Source organism: Rhizobium sp. K33 (assembly GCF_056501445.1).
This window is the reverse complement of sequence record NZ_CP096478.1, coordinates 1-20,789: the sequence shown is the minus strand read 5'-3', so window position 1 is coordinate 20,789 and position 20,789 is coordinate 1. Positions and strand designations below refer to the sequence as shown.

Here is a 20,789-nt window from a genome sequence, read left to right as displayed (position 1 = left end):
AGGATTTCAGGGAGGCAGCCGCCACCCGGAAGACATCATCCTCCGGGTGGCGATCATGGCCTCAGAGCGCACCCTTGGCGGCAGCGTCCATGTAGGTGGTGGTGAAGCGGAACTTGACGTTCTCCTTGTCGCCAAGAACCGAGCCGTCCGCCAGCTCGATACCGATGACATCCGCAGACGGCGCACCGCTGCCGAGAAGCCCCTTCTCAAAGAGGAAGTTGCGGACGAGATCCATGGTCTTCGACAGCTCCGGGGAGGCCGTGAAGGCGACCGCATCAGCCGGCTTATCGAAGAGCTTCGTGGCCGCCATCTGGGCTTCGAAGCCGCCTAGATCCGTGCCCGAGGCCGCACCCATCGCGGTGCGGGCAGCCTTGCCTTCTTCGGTATCGGCGGTCATGACGGCCATGGTGTCGTACCAGATCCCGGCCAGCGCCTTGCCGAAGTCCGGATTGTCCTTGAGCACATCGGTATTGGCGACCATCAAGTCGATGATCTCGCCCGGGATCTGCGAGCTGTCGAAAACCTTCTTCGCGGAGGCGTCTTCCAGGATCGTGGAGACCAGCGGGTTCCAGGTCACGACAGCGGTCACGTCAGGCGTCTGATAGGCGGCGACCATATCGGCATCCGAGGTGTTGACCACCTTTACGTCGCGCTCGGAGGAGCCGATGCTTTCGAGCGCGCGGGCGAGCAGATAGTGGGAGACCGAGAACTCGACGAGATTGACGTTCTGGCCCTTCACGTCCTCCAGCTTGTCCTTGTCCTTCAGGATAAGGGCGTCATTGCCGTTCGAAAAGTCCCCGACGATGACGGCGGTTGTGTCGACGCCACCGGCGGCGGGGATGGACAGGCCGTCCATGTTGGTGAGGGTCACCGCGTCGAAGGCACCGGCGGTATACTGGTTCATCGATTCCACGTAGTCGTTGAACTGCGTGACCTCGATGTTGATGCCGTATTTGTCGGCCCATTTCTTCACGATGCCGGTGTCGTTGGCATAGCCCCAGGGCATCCAGCCGACATAGATCGACCAGGCGACCTTGAAATCCTTCTTCGGCGCGGCTTCGGCCGGTGTCATCTGGCTGAGGGCGAGAGCGCCGGCCAGTGCGGTGATCGACAGGAGTGTCTTGACAGTCTGCATGTAGAAATTCCCCTTTTGCGTCTTCGAAAAGGGATCGGCATGGACCATCGCGCCGCCAATCCCTTGGCTTACGAGGTCTCCCGGGCTTTTGTCCCGCCGTGCACCCGATGGGATGTCTCTCCATCGGGAGCCGCTCTCGGACCAGCCACGCATGCTGCGTCGGAACCCTAGCGGCTAACTCTGCCAGTAGAGGAGCAAGGGGCGTGCCAAGTTGCAAAAAGGCCCGATTGGCAGGAGGATTGGCCCTCGCCGCCTGCTTCACGCTGTCAGTCTGCATGTCTCGCGAGCAGGCGTGCCTGCGAAAGAGGCAGTCTCTGGCGGTGCGCAAATCCGTCACAGCTGCAAACGACAAACCGCCCGTTCAGGGGAACGAGCGGTTGCGCGGCGTGCGTCGTGTGGCCGATGGCAGCGCCGGATCGGCCTGGCGGGGGCCGATTGCGGGATCAGGCGATCATCGATTTCAACGCCGGTGCCTGGCTCTCGATCCAAGCTTCGAAGCGCTGCGGCTCGCGGCCGGTAAGCGTTTTGAAGTCATTGGTGATGCGCGAGAGCCCACCATGGCCGATCATCGTGTCGATCGAGGCGTAGACGCGGGCGACCGGTTCCGGAAGACCGGCGCCGACCATGCCCTGCACGAGTCCCTCAACGGGAACGTCGACAACCGTGATCTCCTTGCCGGCCGCGGCGGAGATGAGAGCGGCCATGTCCCGATGGGTGTAGGAGGATGCGCCCGTCAGCGTGTAGACCTTCTTCTCGCCTCCTGCGGCGACCAATGCGGCAGCGATGGCCTGGCCAATGTCGTCGCGCGCGATATGCGCCACCTTGCCGTCCCCGGCGGCCGAATACCAATGGCCGGAGGCGAGCGCAGGTCCGGCACTCATCATGACATTTTCGAAGTACCAGTTGTTTCTCAGGATGGTCCAGGCCGGCACCGTGCTTGCTTCGATTGCGGCTTCGGTTCCTTCATGATCCGGCGCGAAGAGAAGCGGAGAATTGGCGGGCTCCGGCATCGACGTATAGAGAAGATGCTGGACGCCTGCCTTTTCCGCCGCAGCAATCGCTGCGCGATGCTGCACGAGGCGGTGCCCGGGTCGATCGAGTGAATCGGTGCTGATGATCAGGACTTTTTCGGCGTCGGCGAAGGCGGTCTGCATGGATGCGGCATCATCGAAGTCGACACGGCGAACCTGCACACCCTGTGCAGCAAGCTCCGCGAGCTGTTCCGGCTTGCGGCTTGCTGCAATGACATCGCCGGCGGCAACGCCAGAGGTATGCAGCAGGTGGTGCAGAACGCTTCGGCCGAGATGGCCCGATGCGCCGGTGACGAGATACTTGGCTTTCATGACAGATCCGTTCGATTTGCCCCAGAATTGGGGGTGGTTTAAATTTCAGACTAGGTCTAGATTTCAGATCGCCGATCTGCCGTAAAGTAGGCAGTTTTTTAGAACCAGGTTCTGAGGACGATACCCATGACTGCCCACACGAAGACACAACTCGACTTCAGCGCCGCGATCGGAACCGCGATGGCGATGATGCGAGAACCGACCAACACCGTGTTCGATGCGGGGAATTGCCCGGTGCGCGATGTCTTCTCGCATATCGGCGACAAATGGGCGTCGCTCATCCTGCAGACACTCGGGTTAAGGCCCCACCGGTTCGGTGAACTGAAGCGCGCCATACCGGACATCTCGCAGGCGATGCTGACAGGAACGCTGCGAAGCCTGCAACGGGACGGGCTGGTCGACCGGGAAGTTTTCCCGACGCAGCCACCGAGCGTCGAATATCGGTTGACGGAGTTGGGGTACTCTCTGCTTGGGCCGGTTGCGGCACTGGTGGTATGGACGGCGGAGCATCACGGGCGCATTCGCGAGGCGCGGGCTGTCTATGATGCGGAGAACCCGCCGGCGAAGAAGAAGGTTGCCGCTGCGTGAGCCTATGAGGCGGCTAGCATTTTCGTAACCATGAAGATGAACGGAATCGACACAAGAGCCCACTAATTTACCCCAAGTTTCTGGGGGTGAATTATGCTAGGTACACTTATCCGCGACCGTAGCGGCAACTTCGGTGTGATGACGGCCTTGATGCTTGTTCCCTTGATCGGGGTCGGCGGGCTGGCGATCGACATCAGCAATGCTTTGATGGTGCGCAGCACTCTGCAGGCTGCGGCGGACGCAGCCGCGATTGCGGCTGTCGCGGAAACGTCGGCCGGTGTGATGCAGGCAATGCAGATGAAATCGGACGGCCAGCTTACCGCGGCGATCGAGGATGCCAAGAAGGTGTTCATTGGGCACGCCAAGATGTCGGAGGAGTATCAACTCCAGAATTTCGACGTCGACGTAGTAAAGACCGGCACGCAGCTCAAGGCGGTTTTCACCTTCGATGCGAAGGTGCCGACGACACTTGCCCGCGTTCTCGGCCAGAAGGATGTGACGGTCGCCGGCCGGGCCGAAGCCGTCTTCCAGACCGACACCTTCCGCGACTTCTATCTTCTTCTCGACAACACGCCATCCATGGGCGTCGGGGCAACTCCGGCCGACGTCAAGAAGATGGTGGACAACACAAAAGACAAATGTGCCTTTGCCTGCCACATCGTCAAAGACGGCGTCGAGGACAAGAACAGCTACTATTATCTCGCCAAGAAGCTGGGCGTAACGATCCGCATCGACGTCGTGGCAAAGGCGACGGCAGCGCTGATGGATACCGCCAAAGCGTCGCGCAAGAGCTCCAACCAGTATCGCATGGCCGTCTATACCTTCGGCGAGAAGGCGGAAGATACGAAGCTGCTTGAGGTTTCGTCGCTGACCGACAACCTCGATCAGGTGCAGACGAAGGCATCCAAGATCGGCCTGATGTCGATCCCCTGGCAGGGCTATGACAACGACCAGCAGACGGATTTCGACCGCGCGCTGAAGAACATCGGCAATCTCATGGGGACTGCCGGTACTGGCGCCTCGGCGGGCAGCCCCGAAAAAATCCTGTTCTTCGTGTCTGATGGTGTCGGCGATGCCTACAAGCCCAGCACCTGCACCAAGAAGACGACCAGCGGGCGCTGTCAGGAGCCCATCGACACCACCCAGTGCGAGGTGCTGAAGAACAAGGGCTACCGGATCGCGGTGCTATACACCACCTATCTGCCGCTCCCGACCAATGACTGGTACAAGAAGTGGATCAGCCCGTTCCAGAGCGAGATCCCGACGCGGATGCAGTCCTGTGCGTCACCGGGGCTCTATTTCGAGGTCAGCCCGAGCCAGGGTATCGAGGACGCCATGAACGCGCTGTTCCTCAAGATCGTGTCGACGCCGCGGCTTGCGAGCTGAGGACGGCCTCAAGCCTACCGCTCAGAGCCGCCTGCCCTCTGCGCGCTGCAGGGCGACCCCGTTGCCGTCGTTGAAGATCAATCCTTCCAGTTCGAAGGCCTGTCGTATAGCGTTGAGAGAGGCGGGACGCGTGGCCCGCTCTCCCTCGGCTTCTATCCGTCTTATCGACGAGATGGAGACGCCGGAATGCTGGGAGAGATCCTCCAGCGTCCACTGGAGCATGGCGCGACCGGCCCTGATCTGCATCGGCGTCAGCAGGCTATCGGCAGAGGCGTTCACGGGGTCGATGCCTTTGAGCCCACGCTGGCGGATCAGTATGCCGAGCCACTCGTGCAGGCGGCCGCTCTTATGCAGGATGGGAACCGCGCGGGCGAGAAACCACTCATAATCGCCATTCGTCATCTTTATGCGATGATAGGCCTCATAGGGGGTGAGGTTGGAGACGGCGTTCTTCCAGGCGGTGATAACCGCTTGCCGGTCTTCCGGATGGATGGCTTCAACCCAACTGCCGTTCAGAACATCCGCTTCGCGCTGGCCGGTCAGCACGGTCCAGCCTTGTGAGAATACAGGTTCGCCGGATGCCGTGGCGCGCCATTCCATGGCAGCGACGGCACCGACCAGTGCTCTGTAGCGCCCCAGGCTCTCTTCGAGCGCCTGCCGGGTTTCATGATCCTGCGAGACATCCTGCAGCAAACCGATCGCTCTGGCCGGGCGCTGCTCTGCGTCGAGAACCACCTCGGAGCGGAACTCGACCCACCGCACCGTCCGATCACCACGGATGATGCGGAAACTGCGGTTCACGGGTACGCCCGAGCGAATGAGCGGCCAGAGATCTTCACACCGCAGGCGATCATCCGGATGAACCTGATTGATGAGATCCATGATCGCGAATGGCTGCGGCGTCTCAACTCCAATCACTCGCAGAAGTCCCGGGCTGACGGAGGATTGACCGGTTGCGAGATCACAGGTCCAGAAGCCGGTGGTGCCGCGCTCTTCGACCAACCTCAGAAAGTGTGCGGAGGAAACGCCGGAAAACTTGCGGGCAGCGGCGGACAGATCACCATCCTGACTGGTACCGACATCAGCCTGGGCGGAGGTTTCTAGGAAGAGTTTCATTGTCGTCTGGTCGTATCCAACATGCCGGCTGAAAGAGGCTTCGTGACTCTGCACGATCCTGCGCCGGCTAAACTTATCGATGGACGCTAGCGACGTCGGCGCCTGTCGACAAGTGGCATGTGACACTTGTGAAACCAATGTCGCAACCCTGCGACAAACGGCCATGCCCGAGGCTAGTGGGCCATGGATTGCGCCGCGGCTTTTCGTCCGGCGAGTGCGCGAGAAGGCGATGTCTGCACTCTTGTCGCGGTGGTGCGAACATGGCAGGAAGCTCATAAAGCGCCAAGCGCAACACGAGAGAATCTGGAATGTCGAACGTCATCAAATTCGAGCGCCCACCCGAGCAGAAACCGCCGAAGCCCCAGAAGTCGCTCTCACCGACCTTGAAAAAGGTCATGGTCTGGGTCGGGATTGTTGCCGCTCTGGTGCTCGTCTGGGGCTACTACACTCTGGTCGGCGGAACGGGTGCTCCGGCCTGAGCCATCAGGCGCGTCAAGATCGGCGCGTCGCCTCGGGCACCAAGGCCCCCTTAGCTCCGATCACATTGCCTGCAAGCCTTGCGCCGGCGGCAATTGCCTCCCTGACGCTTTCGCCAGAGAGTTCGGCCGCCAGGAAACCGGCATTGAAGCTGTCGCCGGCCGCAGTCGTATCCACGACCCGCTCCACGGGAGGGATGGCGCAAGTCGATATCTGACCGGCTCCATCGGTGAAGCTCACATCGGCCGCGCCGTTTTTTACCAAGACGCGCCGGGACCCCTCGGCCAGATACCGCTTGATCGTTGCTGCGGGGTCGTTGTCGCCAAACCAGGTGGCCTCATCCTCGAAAGAGGGAAGGCAGAGATTGCTGACCGCCGCGGCGCGGTGGATCCAGCCACGCATCGTTTCCGGATTGTCCCAGAGCCGCGGCCGCAGGTTAGGATCGAACACCACCGTTCCACCGCGGCCCGCAAACTGGCTGAGAGCCTCGATGAGAGCCAGCCTATCCTGGTTGGACAGAATGGCCAGGGTGATGCCCGACCAATAGGCCATGTCGGCACCGTCAAGGGCATGCGCGAGAAGAGACGGATCGCTTGCGAGCCTTTTGGCCGCACTGTCGTTGCGCCAATAGGTGAAGCTGCGCTCCCCGTCCTTCAGGGTGATGTAGTAGAGCCCGATCGTCTTGTCGGAGAGACGGCGAACATGGTCGGTGCCAATGCCCTCGGCGGTCAGGAAATCCAGCATCCTGTCGGACAGGCCGTCTGTGCCGATGGCGGTGAGGTAATCCACCTGCCAGTCTGTGCCCAGACTGCGGCGGAGATAGTAGGCGGTGTTCAGCGTATCGCCGGCGAAGCCCATGCTAAGGGCACCGGGTGTTCCCGTTTCCGAGAGCTCCCCCATGCATTCGCCAATCGATACGATCCGTCCCATGCTTTCGCCCCCACTCTTCTTCCGTGCCTTGCTTAGCGCGCCAGCCATCCGCCGTCGACCGGCAGGATCGTCCCATGCACATAGGCGGCGGCATCCGACGCCAGGAAGACCGCCGCGCCGCCGAGCTCTTCGGGATTTCCCCAGCGGCCTGCCGGAATGCGGCCGAGGATATCGCTCGAGCGCTTGGGATCCTCGCGTAGCGCCGTGGTGTTGTTGGTGACGAAATAGCCGGGCGCGATGGCATTGACATTGATGCCCTTGCCCGCCCACTCGCAGGCCAAAAGTCTTGTCAGTCCGGCCAGGCCGCTTTTCGAGGCGGTGTAGGAGGGGATGCGGATGCCACCCTGGAAGGACAGCATGGATGCGATGTTGATGATTTTGCCGCGACCGTTCGGGATCATACGCTTTGCCGCTGCCTGCGAGAGGAAGAACGCCGTCTTCAGATTGACGTCCATGACGGCATCCCAATCGGCCTCCGTGAAATCGATCGCATCGGCGCGGCGGATAATGCCGGCATTGTTGACGAGTATGTCGACCGATCCGAAGGACGAGATCGCAGCCTCGACGACGGCATCGACGGGCTCGATGGTCGAGAGATCGGCGGAAAAGGCGGCAAAGCGGCCGCCAACGTCGGCTATCTGCCGCTCCGTGTCTGCCATGGCGGAGCGTCTAACACCGAGCACGGCAGCTCCCGCTGCGGCGAGAGCCACGGCGATGGCCTGGCCGATGCCGGTGTTGGCACCGGTGACGATGGCCGTGCGGCCGGAGAGATCGAAGGATGGCTTCATGGCTGAACTCCGGAAATTTCGTTTGAAGATGGGACCCAGGCCTCACGACCCGTCGATGAAGAGCGTCGGATCGAGGTGGTCGATGTCCTGCAATTCCTCGGTCATGCGCCCGATGTGCTGGCTCATTGCCAGAACTGCCGCTGCGTCGTCTCGTTGCCGGATGCCCTCGATGATGGCGGCGTGCTCGGCAATGACGATCTCCTGACGCCCCTTCTGCGGCAGGGTGATGTAACGGTAGCGATCGATGTGGACCTTCACCTGCGCGATGACGGCCCAGATGCCGGGATAGCCGGCGATATCGGCAATCAGTTGATGAAAGGCGCTGTCGATCTTGTGAAAGAGCGGAATGTCGCCTGCTTCAGCCGCGTCGACGAGGGCGCGTTGATTTTGCTCGAGCGCAGACAAGGTGTCGGACTGCCCGATTGCCGCGATCGCCAGTGATACCGTGGTCGCTTCGAGCGCCTTCCGGATCAGGATCGCCTCATAAAGTGCTCGACGCGGGATGCGCGAGACAAAAGTTCCGGACTGCGGGTAGATTTCGACAAGCCCCTCGTCCGCCAGTCGTAGCAACGCCTCGCGTACGGGGGTGCGGCTGACGCCGAACCGCTGACCGAGTTGCTTCTCGTTGAGCATGTCGAGAGGCTTCAGTTCCATGCGGACGATCTCATCCCGCAGAACCGAATGGATCTGTGCCGCAGCCCGTCCCGATCGCGTCCGCCCACGCTGCGACTCGGCAGGGACTGTCCGCAGTCTTGATGCGCTCTCCTGGCCCGCCGCCATGTCTTCCTCCCGCAATTGACACACTAGTATATCAGTTGCGGATTGTTGTAAACGTAGGCAGCGGCAAGTGGGCGCGCCCACTCCCTTGCCGCGGGCGCTGCACGCTGGAGAATCAGCCTGTCTCGCGGAAAGCTGGAGTTATTTTTCCGCGCAGATGGCGTAGCGATGCTGGGTGGCGCGCTCGAGGCCTTTGAAGAAGGAGAAGTTCTTGCGCTGTGCCTTGTGGATCGCGCCCATGTTCTGGTCGATCGTGATCTTCGTGAAGCCGGCTTCTTTCAGCAGATCCGCCACCGCCGGCGCATGGGCGCCGCCGGAGAAATGCACGCGCGAGAGGATGCGATTGTGCGTCTCCGCCATATCTGAATTCGGTGCGCCGTGCATGGCATCGCGGGCGAGCCCGAGGCGGCTTGCGAGACGGGTGACGGTCTTCAGCAGACGGGTCAGCCTGGACGTGTTGACGAAATCCCCGTCGACGATCAGCAGCTTGCCACCCGGCTTCAAGACCCGGTGCCATTCGCGGAAACAGGCGAGCGGATCGACAAGCGTCCAGACGAGGTGGCGATTGGTAATGACGTCATAGGTGGCATCGTCCTCCATCGTGCGTTCCGCGTCGCCCATCAGGAAGCGGATCTGCCGGCCTCTGGCCTTTGCCTTCGCCCGAGCCCGCTCCAGCATGGGCTCGGCCCAGTCCAAACCGGTGACCTTGAAGCCGAGGTCATCGAGCAAATGCGAAATCACTGCGGTGCCGCAGGCGAGATCGAGCGCCGCCCGGCCTTCCCCTTCTCCGAGATGCTTTCGAAACAGCGCGTGCCAGGCCGCGCGTTCGTCTTCGGAAAAGATCTCATGACCCGGCTGCGTGTCGAAGGTTTCGGCGCGGAGCGACCAATAGGCTTTGATTTCGTCGCGAAGGTCATGGTTGGAAAGGGTGTTAACAGCTTGCATTTTCGTCGTCTTCCGGATCGGGGCAAAGAGGCTGGAACACTTCTAAAAGATAATTCTTGACTGTCAAACTCAGAAAAACATAGATCACCTCACAATCACAAGCAGGAGAACTGATCGTGTTCAAAATGGAGAGGGTGGCTTCTGCCGCCGCGATTTCGCTTGTCCTTTTCTCAGGCGTCGCGCTCGCCGGCGAGACGGTAAAGATCAAGGATATCACCGGACGTGAGGTCGAGGTGAACGTTCCGGTCGAGCGCGTGATCCTTGGCGAAGGCCGCCAGATCTACTTCACCGCCGCTCTCGACACCGACAAGCCCTTTGGCCGTGTTGTCGGCTGGCGCGACGACTTCAAGAAGGCCGATCTCGACGGCTACAACATCTATCTGAAGAAGTTTCCGGAGATGGAGCAGATCCCGACCTTCGGCGGGATGAAGGACGGTACTTTCGACATCGAACAGGCCGTGGCGCTGAAGCCTGACGTGATCATCATGAACACGGAAGCGAAGTCTGCGACGGAAGAGAGCGGCTATATCGAGAAGCTCGCCGCCGTCGGCATTCCGCTCGTCTATATCGATTTCCGCGAAAAGCCGATGGAGCACACGGACGATTCCATGCGCATCATCGGCAAGCTGTTCGGCAAGGAAGAGCGCGCCGAAGAGTTCGTCAAATTCCACGACGACCAGATCGCCAAGGTAACGGACGTGCTGGCCAAGCAGTCCGACCTCAAGAAGCCGGTCGTCTTCATGGAGCGCGCCGGCGGCTATTCCGACGATTGCTGCATGTCCTTCGGCAACGAGAACTTCGGCAAGATGGTTGAACTCGCCGGTGGCGTGAACATGGCGAAGGACATCATTCCCGGCACCTTCGGCACGGTAAACCCCGAGCAGATCATCGCCTCCAACCCGGACCAGGTCATCGTGACCGGCTCGAACTGGGAACTCTACGTCCCCGGCGGCAAGTGGATCGGTGTTGGCCCGGGTGCCGACAAGGCCGAGGCCGAGCGTAAGCTGGCCGAACTGATGAAGCGCCCCGGCTTCACCGACATCAAGGCGGTGAAGGACGGAAACGTCCATGCCATCTGGCACCAGTTCTACAACAGCCCATACCAGTTCGTTGCCGTACAGCAGATCGCCAAGTGGCTGCATCCTGAGCTTTTCAAGGATCTCGATGCCGACGCCACCTTCAAGGAAATGCATGATCGCTTCCTGCCGGTGGACTACCAGCCCGGCTACTTCGCCTCGCTGAAGGCTGGCTCCTGATACCCATCCGGCCGGCGGGAAACCGCCGGCCGCCTGCCCTCAGGGGCATGAAAGACAGGAAAACACTTATGGCTACCACCGTCGAAACGGCCCTTCCGGCCTCCAGCGACACCTATCGCAGCCTCACGGCAAAACGCCTGGCGATCCTCGCCGGGCTTTCACTCTGTCTGGTGCTGTCGATTGCCGTTGACATGGCTTACGGCCCTGCACGCTACACGCTGTCGGAAGTCATCTCGACGATCTGGGATCCAGCCTCGGCCGGCAACCAGCTACGCGTCGTTATCTGGGATATCCGCATGCCGATCGCGCTGATGGCCGTGACGGTAGGCGCGTGTCTGTCGCTTGCGGGCGCCCAGATGCAGACGATCCTTGCCAATCCGCTCGCCTCCCCCTTCACGCTCGGCATTTCCGCAGCGGCGGGTTTCGGCGCCGCACTCGGCCTCGTTGCGGGTGTTGCCGTCTTTCCGGCCGCTGTGCAGTACATGGTCCCGATCAACGCCTTCCTGATGGCGATGCTCGCGTCGCTCTTCATCTATGGCGTCTCGACCATGCGTGGCGTCACGGTCGAGACGATCGTGCTGCTCGGTATCGCGCTGGTCTTCACCTTCAATGCGCTGCTCTCGCTGCTCGAGTATCTCGCGTCCGAACAGGCGCTTGCCGCCGTTGTCTTCTGGACCATGGGATCGCTCACCAAAGCGACCTGGGGCAAGGTCGCCGTCACCTTCGCCGTGCTCGTCTTCTGCGTGCCGCTCTTTGCCCGCCGCGCCTGGGCCCTGACGGCGCTTCGTCTGGGTGACGACAAGGCAGCGTCCTTCGGCGTCAATGTGCGCTCGCTTCGGCTCGAAACCATGCTGCTCGTCAGCCTGCTTGCGGCGATCCCTGTTTCCTTCGTCGGCACGATCGGCTTCATCGGCCTTGTCGGCCCGCATATCGCGCGCATGCTGCTGGGCGAAGATCAGCGCTTTTTCCTGCCGGGCTCCGTGCTTTGCGGTGCGCTCTTGCTCTCCGTCACCTCCGTCGTGTCGAAAATGCTGATCCCCGGCGCCATCATGCCGATCGGCGTGATCACAGCCCTTGTCGGCGTGCCTTTCTTCTTCTCCCTCATTTTCACCAACAGGAGGCGGGCATGGTAGCCCTCAGGCTCGAGGCGGTCGGCGCTCAGTATGGCCGGCACCGCGTCTTCACCGACATCACGACCGGCGATATCGCCGGCGGCATGCTGACGGCCGTGATCGGCCCAAACGCGGCCGGCAAGTCGACCTTGTTCAAGCGGATTGCGGGGCTGCTGAAGGGGGAAGGCGTCGTCCACCTCTCCGGCGAAGAGAGCATGCGGCCAATCTGTTACATGCCGCAGGACACCGGTGCCAATGCGGTGCTGACCGTCTACGAAAGCATCCTGCTCGCATCGAAGCAGGGCTCCGGCTGGAAAGTGGCCGACAGCGAGCTTCTCGAGATCGATCGGATCCTCGCCTCGCTGCGGATATCTGATCTGGCGTTTCGTGATCTTGGCGAACTCTCCGGCGGTCAGCGACAGCTGGTGGCCATCGCGCAGGCGCTCGTGCGCAAGCCGGAGGTGCTGTTGATGGATGAGCCGACCTCGGCTCTGGACCTGTTCCGGCAGATCGAAGTGTTGCAATTCATGCGGACACTTGCAGCCGAAAGCGGTATTGCCGTGCTGATCGCGCTGCATGACCTGAACCATGCGATGCGCTACTGCGACCATGCGCTTGTGGTTGCAGACGGGCGGTTGATTGCCAGCGGCGCCACCGGCGAGGTCATCACCCCTGCCCTGCTTCGAGACGTCTACCGCGTGGATGCCCGAATCGAGGCCTGCACGCAAGGGCGCCCGCTGGTCATCGTGGATGCAGCGCTGGCGTGATGCCGCGCTGCACCCTCAGCTCAGCCCCATGTAGCGGCCGGGCTTGTGGTTGATCGCGAGGATCAGGTTGGCGATGGCGGCCCCGAGCACCGAAAGAGCCAACCGATCGGCGGGAAGCACGAAGAAGGCGATTGCGAGGATCGTCAGGTCGACGCCGAGCTGGAAATAGCCAGCCCGCAGGCCTGTCTTTTCCTGCAGATACATCGCAAGAATATTGATGCCGCCGAGGCCGGTGCGGTGACGGAAGAGCATCAACAATCCCGTGCCGATCAGTCCGCCACCAATGATGGTGGCATAAAGCGGGTCGAGATGGGAAAAATCGATCCACTGGCTGTTCAGCTTCGACAGGACGGAGACGAGCGCCACGGCCGTGAAGGTGCGGAGCGTGAAGGCCCAGCCCATGCGCTTCACCGCGAGGATGTAGAACGGCAGGTTGACGATGAAGAAGATGATGCCGAAGCCCCAGCCGCTGACATAGGACAGAAGCAGCGCGAGGCCGGCACTCGAGCCGACCGTCAGCATGGTCTCGGTGTAGATCAACGTACCGAGCGATACGAACATCGTGCCCGAGATCATCGCAAGCACGTCTTCGTAGAGGCGGTGGCGCTCGGCGCCCGCCTGGGTCACGGTTGTCGTGGTCATGGTGTCAGCCCAGAAGCGGTTTCAGGACACGGGCAACGCGCGGAATATCCTCGCTCTTCAGGCCCGCGATGTTGATGCGCCCGGACGTCGGCATGTAGATGCCGTGTTCCTTGCGCAGCGACAGCACATCGGCCTCCTTCAGCGGCAGCAGCGAGAACATGCCCTGCTGTTCGGCAATCTGGGGCGCGAGTTGCCAGCCATCGGAAAGCGCTGCGGCCAGTTCCCGGCGCAGACCGTTCAGACGATCGCGCATGCTGTTCAGCTCATCGATCCAGTCCTGGCGCAGGCTGTCTGTCGACAGGATTGTCCGGACGACCGCGGCCCCGTGGTCCGGCGGCATGGAGTAGCTCGTGCGTGCCATGGTCACGAGGTTCGAGCGGGCAATATCGGCCTGTTCCTGGGTCTCTGCGACCGCGAAGATGGCGCCGGTGCGTTCGCGATAAATGCCGTAGGATTTGGAGCAGGAGACGGCGATCAGGGCTTCGGGCGCGGCGGCAATGATCGTGCGCAGGCCGGCGACATCTTCCTCGATACCGGCACCGAAACCCTGATAGGCGGAATCGATCAAGGGGACGAGACGGCGCTCTGCGATGACGGCAGCCAGTTCTTCCCATTGCGCCGATGTCAGCGTGGCGCCGGTGGGGTTATGGCAGCTGGCATGGATCAGAACGGCATCGCCCCTGGGCGCGCTGCTCAATGCCTTCATCATGCTGGCAAAGCGCACGTCCTGGGTCGGCACGTCGAAGTATGGATATGTCTCGACGTTAAGGCCGGTGGCGCCGAAGATCCCCGCATGGTTCGGCCAGCTCGGCACACCAAGATGCAGGCGACCACTGCCAGCGCGTGCGATCAGGTCGGACGCGAGGCGAAGCGCGCCGGAGCCGCCGGGCGTCTGGACGCCGGCTGCAAACTTGCCGTGGCCCTTGCCACCGACGAGGTCCCAGAGCAATTCGAGGAACACGCGGTCGCCTTCCGGTGCGACATAGGACTTGCTGTCCTGCTTCTCCAGAAGCTCCCTCTCGGCGGCTTTCACCGAGCGCATGACCGGGGTACGCCCGAGATCGTCGCGATAAACACCGACGCCGAGGTCAATCTTGTCCGCCCGATGATCGGCATTGTAGAGCCCGATCAAGGCGAGCAGCGGGTCGTTGGGCTGTGAGGCGAGCTTTTCGAACATCGGAAACCTTCGGCGAAGAGCGATTGTGCAGATGGATCAGAGATATCAATAAATCCGCGCAAAGTCTCTGCGGATTTCGCGCGGGAAGGGAAGTCAACTTAACCCGTATTGCCAGATCCCCGTCTCTGGCGATAGAAATTTGCGCAATGCCCGAAATGAGAGAGCGTGAATGGAAGCTGAACACGTCAACTTGGACAGGATCGATCGAAGGATCATCGCCTGCCTTCTGCAGGATGCGAGCCTGAACAACGCCGAACTCGCCGAACGCGTCGGCTTGACCGCAGCCCCGTTGTCGAGACGTCTGGCCCGGCTCTATTCCAGCGGTATCATCCGGCAAGCTGTCATCGTGGATGCACCTCGTGTCGGGCTCGGGCTGCAGGCCTTTGTGGAGATCACGCTGGACCGAACGACACCCCAGGTGGGCGAGCGCTTCATCGATCATGTGGGCAAGCTCGCCGAGGTCACCGAGATCCATGCGGTGGCGGGCGACTTCGATTTTCTGCTGAAGGTCTCGGTCAAGGACATGGCCGACTTCAAGCGGCTCATCTGGCAGGAATTCGACAGGTTGGCCGAGATCAAGACCATCCGATCGACCATGGTGTTCGACAGTCCCAAGATCTCATACGGTTATCTGCCCTGAACAAACGCCACAGCGCCTCACGATATTTTCCGAGTTTCGCATATTTCGCGCCGGTTTTGCTGATCTGTTAAGAGATGTCGTCCCATTGTCGGCGCGTGACGGCTGCACATTCCGCCGTCCTCGATATTCGGTAGCTCCAGCGATGCAATCCAACCGCGCGCCTTCAGTTTCTGGCCAATCTCACGGATATTCCACATGTCCCGCCACGGCGGTGACGATGGATGGCATGCTCGGCCATGTGCATCCTGCGGGCGGAACGACCGGCGTTGTGCTCTGCCAGCCCTGGGGCTTCGATGCGCTGTGCACGGTGAAATTCCACAGGCTGATTGCCGAAGATCTGGCGCGGCGGGGATACCCGGTGATCCGGTTCGACTATCCCGGCGAGGGCGATTCACTGCCCGTCGAGAATGGCGCGGCTTTCGACACCTGGGTCGAGGGCGCAGTGCGCGCGGCTCGGGAACTCCGCGAGCGCACCGGATGCACCCGGATCCTCTATTATGGCATGGGCATCGGCGCCGCGGTTGCGCTGCGCGCAGGCCAGCGGGATGACGGGTTGGCTGGCTACGTTCTTGCAGCGCCCGCACTGAATGGTCGACGCTACCTCCGTGAGGTCGCGCTGAGAGAGAAGGTCATCGAAGACGGAATCGGTATCGATTTTGGCTATCCGGCCGGCTCAACCGTCTTGGCTTCCTTCATCATGGATCCGGCTTTGGCAGCCGACATGAAATCGGTTTCTGTCTCTATCGAGACCCTACCAGCCGGCTTGCCGACGCTTGTCCTGGCGCGGCCGGAGAACGGGACCGATCGGGAGCTCGCCGATCAGCTCGGGCGCTCTGGCGCCTCGGTGCACATGAGCGACTTCACCGGCTATGGCGCGATGCTCGATGGCGTGGTGACCTCGCCGATGCCGATGTCCCTGATCGATACGATCGGAGACTGGTTCAGTCAGACCATTGCGGTGGGCGAAACGTCAGACGCTGCCAGGAGTGATGCTCACGCACCTGCGGTGCTGTCTGCCGGCGCATTTACTGAACTAGTCGAGGTTATCGACTCGCGCTTGTTCGGCATTTTCTGCGCGCCAAACTCCGAGATCCCGAAGGCCGTCATCATCTTTCTGAACATGGCCTATGCGCCGCATATCGGCTGGGGCGGGTTGTGGGTGGATACGGCGCGGCGTCTGGCGCAGCGGGGCATTGCGACGCTTAGAGTTGATCTCTCGAATATCGGGGAGAGCCCCGCAAGACCCGCGGGGGAGCAGCAGGTCGTCTATTCCAGCGAGCAGCTCAGCGACGTGCATGACGTCATCCGCCATGTCCGGTCGCGCAGCACCTGCCCGATCCTGCTGGCAGGCATCTGTAGCGGCGCGCATTCGGCTCTCTACGCGGCTGGCGACAATCCTGAAGTCGGCGGCATCATCTCGATCAATCAGCTGAGGCTTGTTCTCGATCCGGATGAGGATGTAGACTCGCTCCTGATGGCTGGCGCGCGACCGCTGAGCGACTACAAGCGTCGCGCCTTCAGCCTCGGCACCTACAAGAGGGTGCTGTCCGGCAAGGTGGATATCCCCAAGGCTGCCAAGAATATTGCAGGCCATGCCAGGGACCGCGTCTCACGGCAGATATCGCCCTATCTCGGCGGGCTCACCAAACTCGGGCGAATGCGCGGCCAGCTGTTTGCGCTCTTGCGGAAACTGGAGGCAAGGAAGGTGCCGGTGACCTTTCTCTCGTGCCGCACCGACGGCAGTCTGGAGCAGCAACGCCTCTACTTCGGCAAATCACTGGCAGGCCACAGCGCCTTTCCAAGCCTGAAGCATATCCTGCTGGAGAATACCGATCATACGCTAAGCCCGCCTGCAGTCAGGCAGCAGCTGATCGAGATCCTCGAAGACACAGTCCATCAGGTGACCCGTCAGAACTGACCGCGAGAGGAAGCGCGCTCAAAGGCGCTCCCTCTCTCAAACCATAACTCAGCCGGCAACGGCCAGCTTGCGCTTCGCCATGCGGGCCCGGATCGATTCCACGTCCGCACGCGGCGTCGCGGCAAAGAGCGTGCGGGTATACTCGTGCTGCGGATCGGCGAAGACCGCATCGCGCGTGCCGTATTCGACCGCCTCACCGTAATACATCACCATCACCTCGTCGGCGATGTAGCGCACGACCGAGAGGTCGTGGCTGATGAAAACGTAAGTCAGGCCGAACTCTTCCTGCAGGTCGGCGAGCAGGTTCAGCACCTGAGCCTGGACCGAAAGGTCGAGTGCCGATACCGGCTCGTCGAGCACCAGCAGCTTCGGATTGAGCATCAGCGCGCGGGCAATGGCGATACGCTGACGCTGGCCGCCGGAGAACATGTGCGGGTAGCGGTTATAGTGTTCCGGACCGAGGCCGACCTTGATCAGCATCTCGGTGGCACGATCCCGGCGCTCTGCTGCGCTCATCTTGGTGTTGATGAGCAGCGGTTCACCCAGTACGTCGCCGATCTTCTGGCGCGGATTGAGCGAGCCATAGGGGTTCTGGAAGACGATCTGCACCTTCTGGCGCATGTCGGCTGTCAGATGGCCCGGACGCGTGTCGACCTTCTGGCCGTCGATCAGGAGTTCGCCTGCCGTCGGCTCGTCGATGAAGGTGAGAATGCGGGCGAGCGTGGACTTGCCGCAGCCACTTTCTCCGACGATCGCAAGCGTCTTGCCCTTGTCGAGCTTAAAGGAGACACCCTTCACCGCGTGGACGATCTTGTCATCCTTGAACAGGCCCTGCGGCACGCGGTAGTCGCGCTTGATGTCGCGGATCTCGAGCATCGGGGTTTGTGTCGCTTCGGTCATGCTGCACCTCCCGTTTCAGCGGCGGCCAGGAAGTCGGAAACCGTGGTCAGGCGGTCGCCGGTGGCATTTTCCGGAAGGGCGGAAAGCAGCGCGCGGGTATAGGGGTTCTTCGGGCTTTCGAAGAGCGAGAGCACGTCGGCCTCCTCCATCTTCTTGCCCTTGTACTGGACGATGACGCGGTCCGCGGTCTCGGCGACCACGCCCATGTCGTGGGTGATCATGATGAGGCCCATGCCGGTCTCGGCCTGAAGCTGCATCAGGAGATCGAGGATCTGCTTCTGGATCGTCACGTCGAGTGCCGTGGTCGGCTCGTCGGCGATCAGGAGCTTGGGGTTGCAGGCGATGGCGATCGCGATCATCACGCGCTGGCACTGACCGCCCGACATCTGGTGCGGGAAGTGGTTGAGCCGCTCGGCAGGATCCGGCAGGCCGACCAGCTTGAAGAGCTCGATCGCGCGCTCGCGACGTTCTTTGGCTCCAAGGCCCATATGCAGGCGCAGGACTTCCTCGATCTGGAAGCCGACGGTGAAGCACGGGTTGAGGCTGGCGACCGGCTCCTGGAAGATCATGGCGACGTCCTTGCCGATCAGCTTGCGGCGTTCGGCCGCCGAGATCTTCTGGATGTCACGACCCTGGAACTCCATCTTGTCGGCGGTGATCTTGGCCGTCCAGGGCAGCAAGCCCATGACGGCGAGCATGGCGACCGACTTGCCGGAGCCGCTTTCGCCCACGATCGCAAGCACTTCGCCCGGCTCGACCGAAAGCGAAACGCCGTCTACGGCCTTGAACCAGCCATTGGCCGTCTCGAACTGGACGGTGAGGTTCTGAATATCGAGAAGCGCCATGATCAGGACCTCTTCAGCTTGGGATCAAGCGCATCGCGCAGGCCATCGCCCATGAGGTTGATGGCGAGAACGGTGATCAGGATGGCAAGACCCGGGAAGGTGACAACCCACCAGGCGCGCAGAATGAACTCGCGAGCTTCTGCAAGCATCGTGCCCCATTCGGGAGCCGGCGGCTGGGCGCCCATGCCGAGGAAGCCGAGCGCGGCTGCGTCGAGGATCGCGTTGGAGAAGGACAGCGTCGCCTGGACGATCAGCGGCGCCATGCAGTTCGGCAGGATCGTCTTGAACATCAGGCGAAGCGGGCTGGCACCGGCAAGACGGGCGGCCGTGACGTAGTCGCGCGTCTTCTCCGTCATCACAGCAGCACGCGTCAGGCGGACGAAGTGCGGCTGCAGGACGAGTGCGATGGCGATCATGCCGTTGGTCAGGCCGGGCCCGAGAATGGCAACGAGAACCAGAGCAAGCAGCAGCGACGGGAAGGCCAGGATGATGTCCATCAGGCGCATGATCGCCGTGTCGAGCCAGCCACCGTAATAGCCGGCGATGACGCCGATGATGATGCCCGTTGTCAGCGACAGCGTGGTGACGAAGACGCCGATGAAGAGCGAGTACTGCGAGCCGTAGATGAGGCGCGAGAGAATGTCGCGTCCGACCGGATCGGTACCCAGCGGATAGCTCCAGTTACCACCTTCCAGCCAGGCCGGCGGCAGCAGCACCGCTTCGCGATACTGCTCGAAGGGCGAGTGTGGGGCGATCACACCGGCGAAGACGGCGATGAAGACGAGGGCGAGGAAGACCACGAGGCCGATGACGGCGCCGCGGTTTTCGGAGAAGTAGAACCAGAATTCGGCCAACATCTGGCGGCGCATCTGCGCGCTTGAAACCGGCTGGCTGGATGTTGTCTCTGCCATGGGATTTTATCCTTCTAGTGGCGGATGCGCGGGTTGATCAGGCCGTAGAGCAGGTCGACGATCAGGTTCACGACCATGATGATGCCGGCGATCAGGAGGAGACCTCCCTGGATGACCGGGTAGTCACGGCGGAACACGCTGTCGACCATCCACTTGCCGATGCCCGGCCAGGAGAAGATGGTTTCGGTGAGGATCGCGCCTGCCAGCATGACGCCGATCTGCAGACCGATCGTGGTGATGACCGGGATCATGGCATTGCGAAGCGCATGCAGGCTGACGACGCGGAACGGCGACAAACCCTTGGCGCGCGCCGTGCGGATGTAGTCTTCCGACAGCACTTCCAGCATGGCCGAGCGCGTCTGACGGGCGATGACGGCGAGCGGAATGGTTGCCAGCACGATCGACGGCAGGATCAGGTGGCTGACGGCAGACAGGAACGCGCCCTTCTGGCCCGAGAGCAGGCTGTCGATCAGCATGAAGCCGGTCACCGGCGGGAAGAAGAACATCAGCGAGATGCGCCCCGAAACCGGCGTCCATTGCAGGATGCCGGAGAAGAGGATGATCAGCAGCAGGCCCCACCAGAAGATCGGCATGGAGTAGCCGACCAGAGCGATGCCCATCATGGTCTGGTCGAAGAAGGAGCCGCGCTTGATGGCTGCGATGATGCCGGCCGGAACGCCGATCGCCACGGCGATCAGGATCGCACAGAGCGAGAGTTCAACGGTCGCGGGAAACAGCGCGAAAAACTGGTCGATGATCGGGCTCTTGGAGACGATCGAGGTGCCGAAGTCACCGGTCAGAACGCCGCCGAGATAATCGAAATACTGAACCACCACCGGGCGGTCGAGGCCGAGCTGGGCGCTGATCTGCGCATGACGCTCGGGCGACATGACGCGCTCGCCCGAAAGCAGCGCAACCGGGTCACCGGGGAGAAGCCGGATGAAGGCGAAGGCAATGATCGAGACACCGATGAAGGTCGGGATCAAGACGGCGAGCCGTCGCAGGAGAAAGCCAAACATGTGTGAGACCTGTTGTTTCTAAGGAGGTCGAACCGCGGCCCCATGGCCGTCCCAGTTACCCGAACCGCTTCCGCTGAGCCTTCGAGCATGACGCGAGAACGATCCCGCATCAACGAC

General features: G+C 61.7%; 21 protein-coding genes and 1 riboswitch. Of the genes, 8 read left to right on the top strand and 13 right to left on the bottom strand.

Annotation, left to right across the window (positions count from 1 at the left end):
- Window positions 1–61: 61 nt before the first annotated feature.
- On the bottom strand, window positions 62–1,135 hold the full coding sequence (locus tag M1E12_RS00105; RefSeq protein ID WP_479563309.1) for a putative urea ABC transporter substrate-binding protein: 1,074 nt from the start codon (window positions 1,133–1,135) through the stop codon (window positions 62–64).
- Window positions 1,136–1,210: 75 nt separating this feature from the next.
- Window positions 1,211–1,317: riboswitch (guanidine-I (ykkC/yxkD leader) on the bottom strand.
- Window positions 1,318–1,578: 261 nt separating this feature from the next.
- The gene (locus M1E12_RS00100) at window positions 1,579–2,478 is read right to left on the bottom strand and encodes an SDR family oxidoreductase (RefSeq protein ID WP_479563308.1); all 900 of its coding nucleotides are present in this window, start codon (window positions 2,476–2,478) and stop codon (window positions 1,579–1,581) included.
- 180 nt (window positions 2,479–2,658) lie between these two features.
- On the opposite strand from M1E12_RS00100, the gene M1E12_RS00095 reads away from it, so the two are divergent.
- Both M1E12_RS00095 and M1E12_RS00090 read left to right on the top strand, forming a co-directional pair.
- Entirely contained in the window at window positions 2,659–3,066 is a 408-nt protein-coding gene (locus M1E12_RS00095) for a winged helix-turn-helix transcriptional regulator (RefSeq protein ID WP_479564944.1), read from the top strand.
- Between the two features lie 93 nt (window positions 3,067–3,159).
- A complete protein-coding gene (locus M1E12_RS00090; protein WP_479563307.1) occupies window positions 3,160–4,452 on the top strand; it encodes a TadE/TadG family type IV pilus assembly protein in 1,293 nt (430 codons plus the stop codon).
- A gap of 21 nt (window positions 4,453–4,473) precedes the next feature.
- Here the strand turns inward: M1E12_RS00090 and M1E12_RS00085 are convergent, their stop codons facing one another.
- A complete protein-coding gene (locus tag M1E12_RS00085) occupies window positions 4,474–5,568 on the bottom strand; it encodes a PAS domain-containing protein (RefSeq protein ID WP_479563306.1) in 1,095 nt (364 codons plus the stop codon).
- A 308-nt stretch (window positions 5,569–5,876) separates the two neighbouring features.
- On the opposite strand from M1E12_RS00085, the gene M1E12_RS00080 reads away from it, so the two are divergent.
- Complete coding sequence (locus tag M1E12_RS00080) at window positions 5,877–6,047, top strand: hypothetical protein (protein ID WP_167495069.1); 171 nt, start codon at window positions 5,877–5,879, stop codon at window positions 6,045–6,047.
- 13 nt (window positions 6,048–6,060) lie between these two features.
- On the opposite strand, the gene M1E12_RS00075 is transcribed toward M1E12_RS00080, so the two are convergent.
- The 4 genes from M1E12_RS00075 to M1E12_RS00060 form a co-directional block, all read right to left on the bottom strand.
- A complete protein-coding gene (locus M1E12_RS00075; protein ID WP_479563305.1) occupies window positions 6,061–6,975 on the bottom strand; it encodes a sugar kinase in 915 nt (304 codons plus the stop codon).
- 32 nt (window positions 6,976–7,007) lie between these two features.
- A complete protein-coding gene (kduD, locus tag M1E12_RS00070) occupies window positions 7,008–7,763 on the bottom strand; it encodes a 2-dehydro-3-deoxy-D-gluconate 5-dehydrogenase KduD (protein ID WP_479563304.1) in 756 nt (251 codons plus the stop codon).
- 42 nt (window positions 7,764–7,805) lie between these two features.
- The gene (locus M1E12_RS00065) at window positions 7,806–8,543 is read right to left on the bottom strand and encodes a GntR family transcriptional regulator (protein WP_479563303.1); all 738 of its coding nucleotides are present in this window, start codon (window positions 8,541–8,543) and stop codon (window positions 7,806–7,808) included.
- Between the two features lie 138 nt (window positions 8,544–8,681).
- Window positions 8,682–9,485, bottom strand: coding sequence for a class I SAM-dependent methyltransferase (locus M1E12_RS00060; RefSeq protein WP_479563302.1), 804 nt, complete (start codon window positions 9,483–9,485; stop codon window positions 8,682–8,684).
- A 125-nt stretch (window positions 9,486–9,610) separates the two neighbouring features.
- Here M1E12_RS00060 and M1E12_RS00055 point away from each other — a divergent pair, with 125 nt between their 5' ends.
- The 3 genes from M1E12_RS00055 (at window position 9,611) to M1E12_RS00045 (ending at window position 12,620) form a co-directional block, all read left to right on the top strand.
- Window positions 9,611–10,741 carry an ABC transporter substrate-binding protein gene (locus M1E12_RS00055; RefSeq protein WP_479564943.1) on the top strand — a complete coding sequence of 377 codons (1,131 nt, stop codon included), beginning with the start codon at window positions 9,611–9,613 and terminating at the stop codon, window positions 10,739–10,741.
- Window positions 10,742–10,809: 68 nt separating this feature from the next.
- Window positions 10,810–11,874, top strand: coding sequence for a FecCD family ABC transporter permease (locus M1E12_RS00050; RefSeq protein ID WP_479563301.1), 1,065 nt, complete (start codon window positions 10,810–10,812; stop codon window positions 11,872–11,874).
- Window positions 11,868–12,620, top strand: coding sequence for an ABC transporter ATP-binding protein (locus M1E12_RS00045; protein ID WP_479563300.1), 753 nt, complete (start codon window positions 11,868–11,870; stop codon window positions 12,618–12,620). Before M1E12_RS00050 ends, M1E12_RS00045 begins: the two co-directional genes overlap by 7 nt.
- 15 nt (window positions 12,621–12,635) lie before the next feature.
- Here the strand turns inward: M1E12_RS00045 and M1E12_RS00040 are convergent, their stop codons facing one another.
- Both M1E12_RS00040 and M1E12_RS00035 read right to left on the bottom strand, forming a co-directional pair.
- Window positions 12,636–13,262, bottom strand: a complete 627-nt coding sequence (locus tag M1E12_RS00040; RefSeq protein ID WP_479563299.1) for a DUF6198 family protein — start codon at window positions 13,260–13,262, stop codon at window positions 12,636–12,638.
- Between the two features lie 4 nt (window positions 13,263–13,266).
- A complete protein-coding gene (locus M1E12_RS00035; protein ID WP_479563298.1) occupies window positions 13,267–14,439 on the bottom strand; it encodes an amino acid aminotransferase in 1,173 nt (390 codons plus the stop codon).
- Between the two features lie 169 nt (window positions 14,440–14,608).
- Here M1E12_RS00035 and M1E12_RS00030 point away from each other — a divergent pair, with 169 nt between their 5' ends.
- Both M1E12_RS00030 and M1E12_RS00025 read left to right on the top strand, forming a co-directional pair.
- Window positions 14,609–15,079 (top strand): Lrp/AsnC family transcriptional regulator, encoded by a 471-nt coding sequence (locus M1E12_RS00030; RefSeq protein ID WP_113459995.1) that lies wholly within the window; start codon window positions 14,609–14,611, stop codon window positions 15,077–15,079.
- A gap of 217 nt (window positions 15,080–15,296) precedes the next feature.
- On the top strand, window positions 15,297–16,997 hold the full coding sequence (locus tag M1E12_RS00025; protein WP_479563297.1) for an alpha/beta hydrolase: 1,701 nt from the start codon (window positions 15,297–15,299) through the stop codon (window positions 16,995–16,997).
- A gap of 48 nt (window positions 16,998–17,045) precedes the next feature.
- Here M1E12_RS00025 and M1E12_RS00020 read toward each other — a convergent pair whose 3' ends face one another.
- The 4 genes from M1E12_RS00020 to M1E12_RS00005 are packed head-to-tail and all read right to left on the bottom strand — an operon-like array spanning window position 17,046 to window position 20,672.
- Complete coding sequence (locus tag M1E12_RS00020) at window positions 17,046–17,897, bottom strand: dipeptide ABC transporter ATP-binding protein (RefSeq protein WP_136543200.1); 852 nt, start codon at window positions 17,895–17,897, stop codon at window positions 17,046–17,048.
- Complete coding sequence (locus tag M1E12_RS00015) at window positions 17,894–18,742, bottom strand: ABC transporter ATP-binding protein (RefSeq protein ID WP_113459998.1); 849 nt, start codon at window positions 18,740–18,742, stop codon at window positions 17,894–17,896. The genes M1E12_RS00020 and M1E12_RS00015 overlap by 4 nt, the downstream gene beginning before the upstream one ends.
- 2 nt (window positions 18,743–18,744) lie before the next feature.
- On the bottom strand, window positions 18,745–19,653 hold the full coding sequence (locus M1E12_RS00010; RefSeq protein WP_113459999.1) for an ABC transporter permease subunit: 909 nt from the start codon (window positions 19,651–19,653) through the stop codon (window positions 18,745–18,747).
- Window positions 19,654–19,667: 14 nt separating this feature from the next.
- Window positions 19,668–20,672, bottom strand: a complete 1,005-nt coding sequence (locus tag M1E12_RS00005) for an ABC transporter permease subunit (RefSeq protein WP_113460000.1) — start codon at window positions 20,670–20,672, stop codon at window positions 19,668–19,670.
- Between the last annotated feature and the right edge of the window lie 117 nt (window positions 20,673–20,789).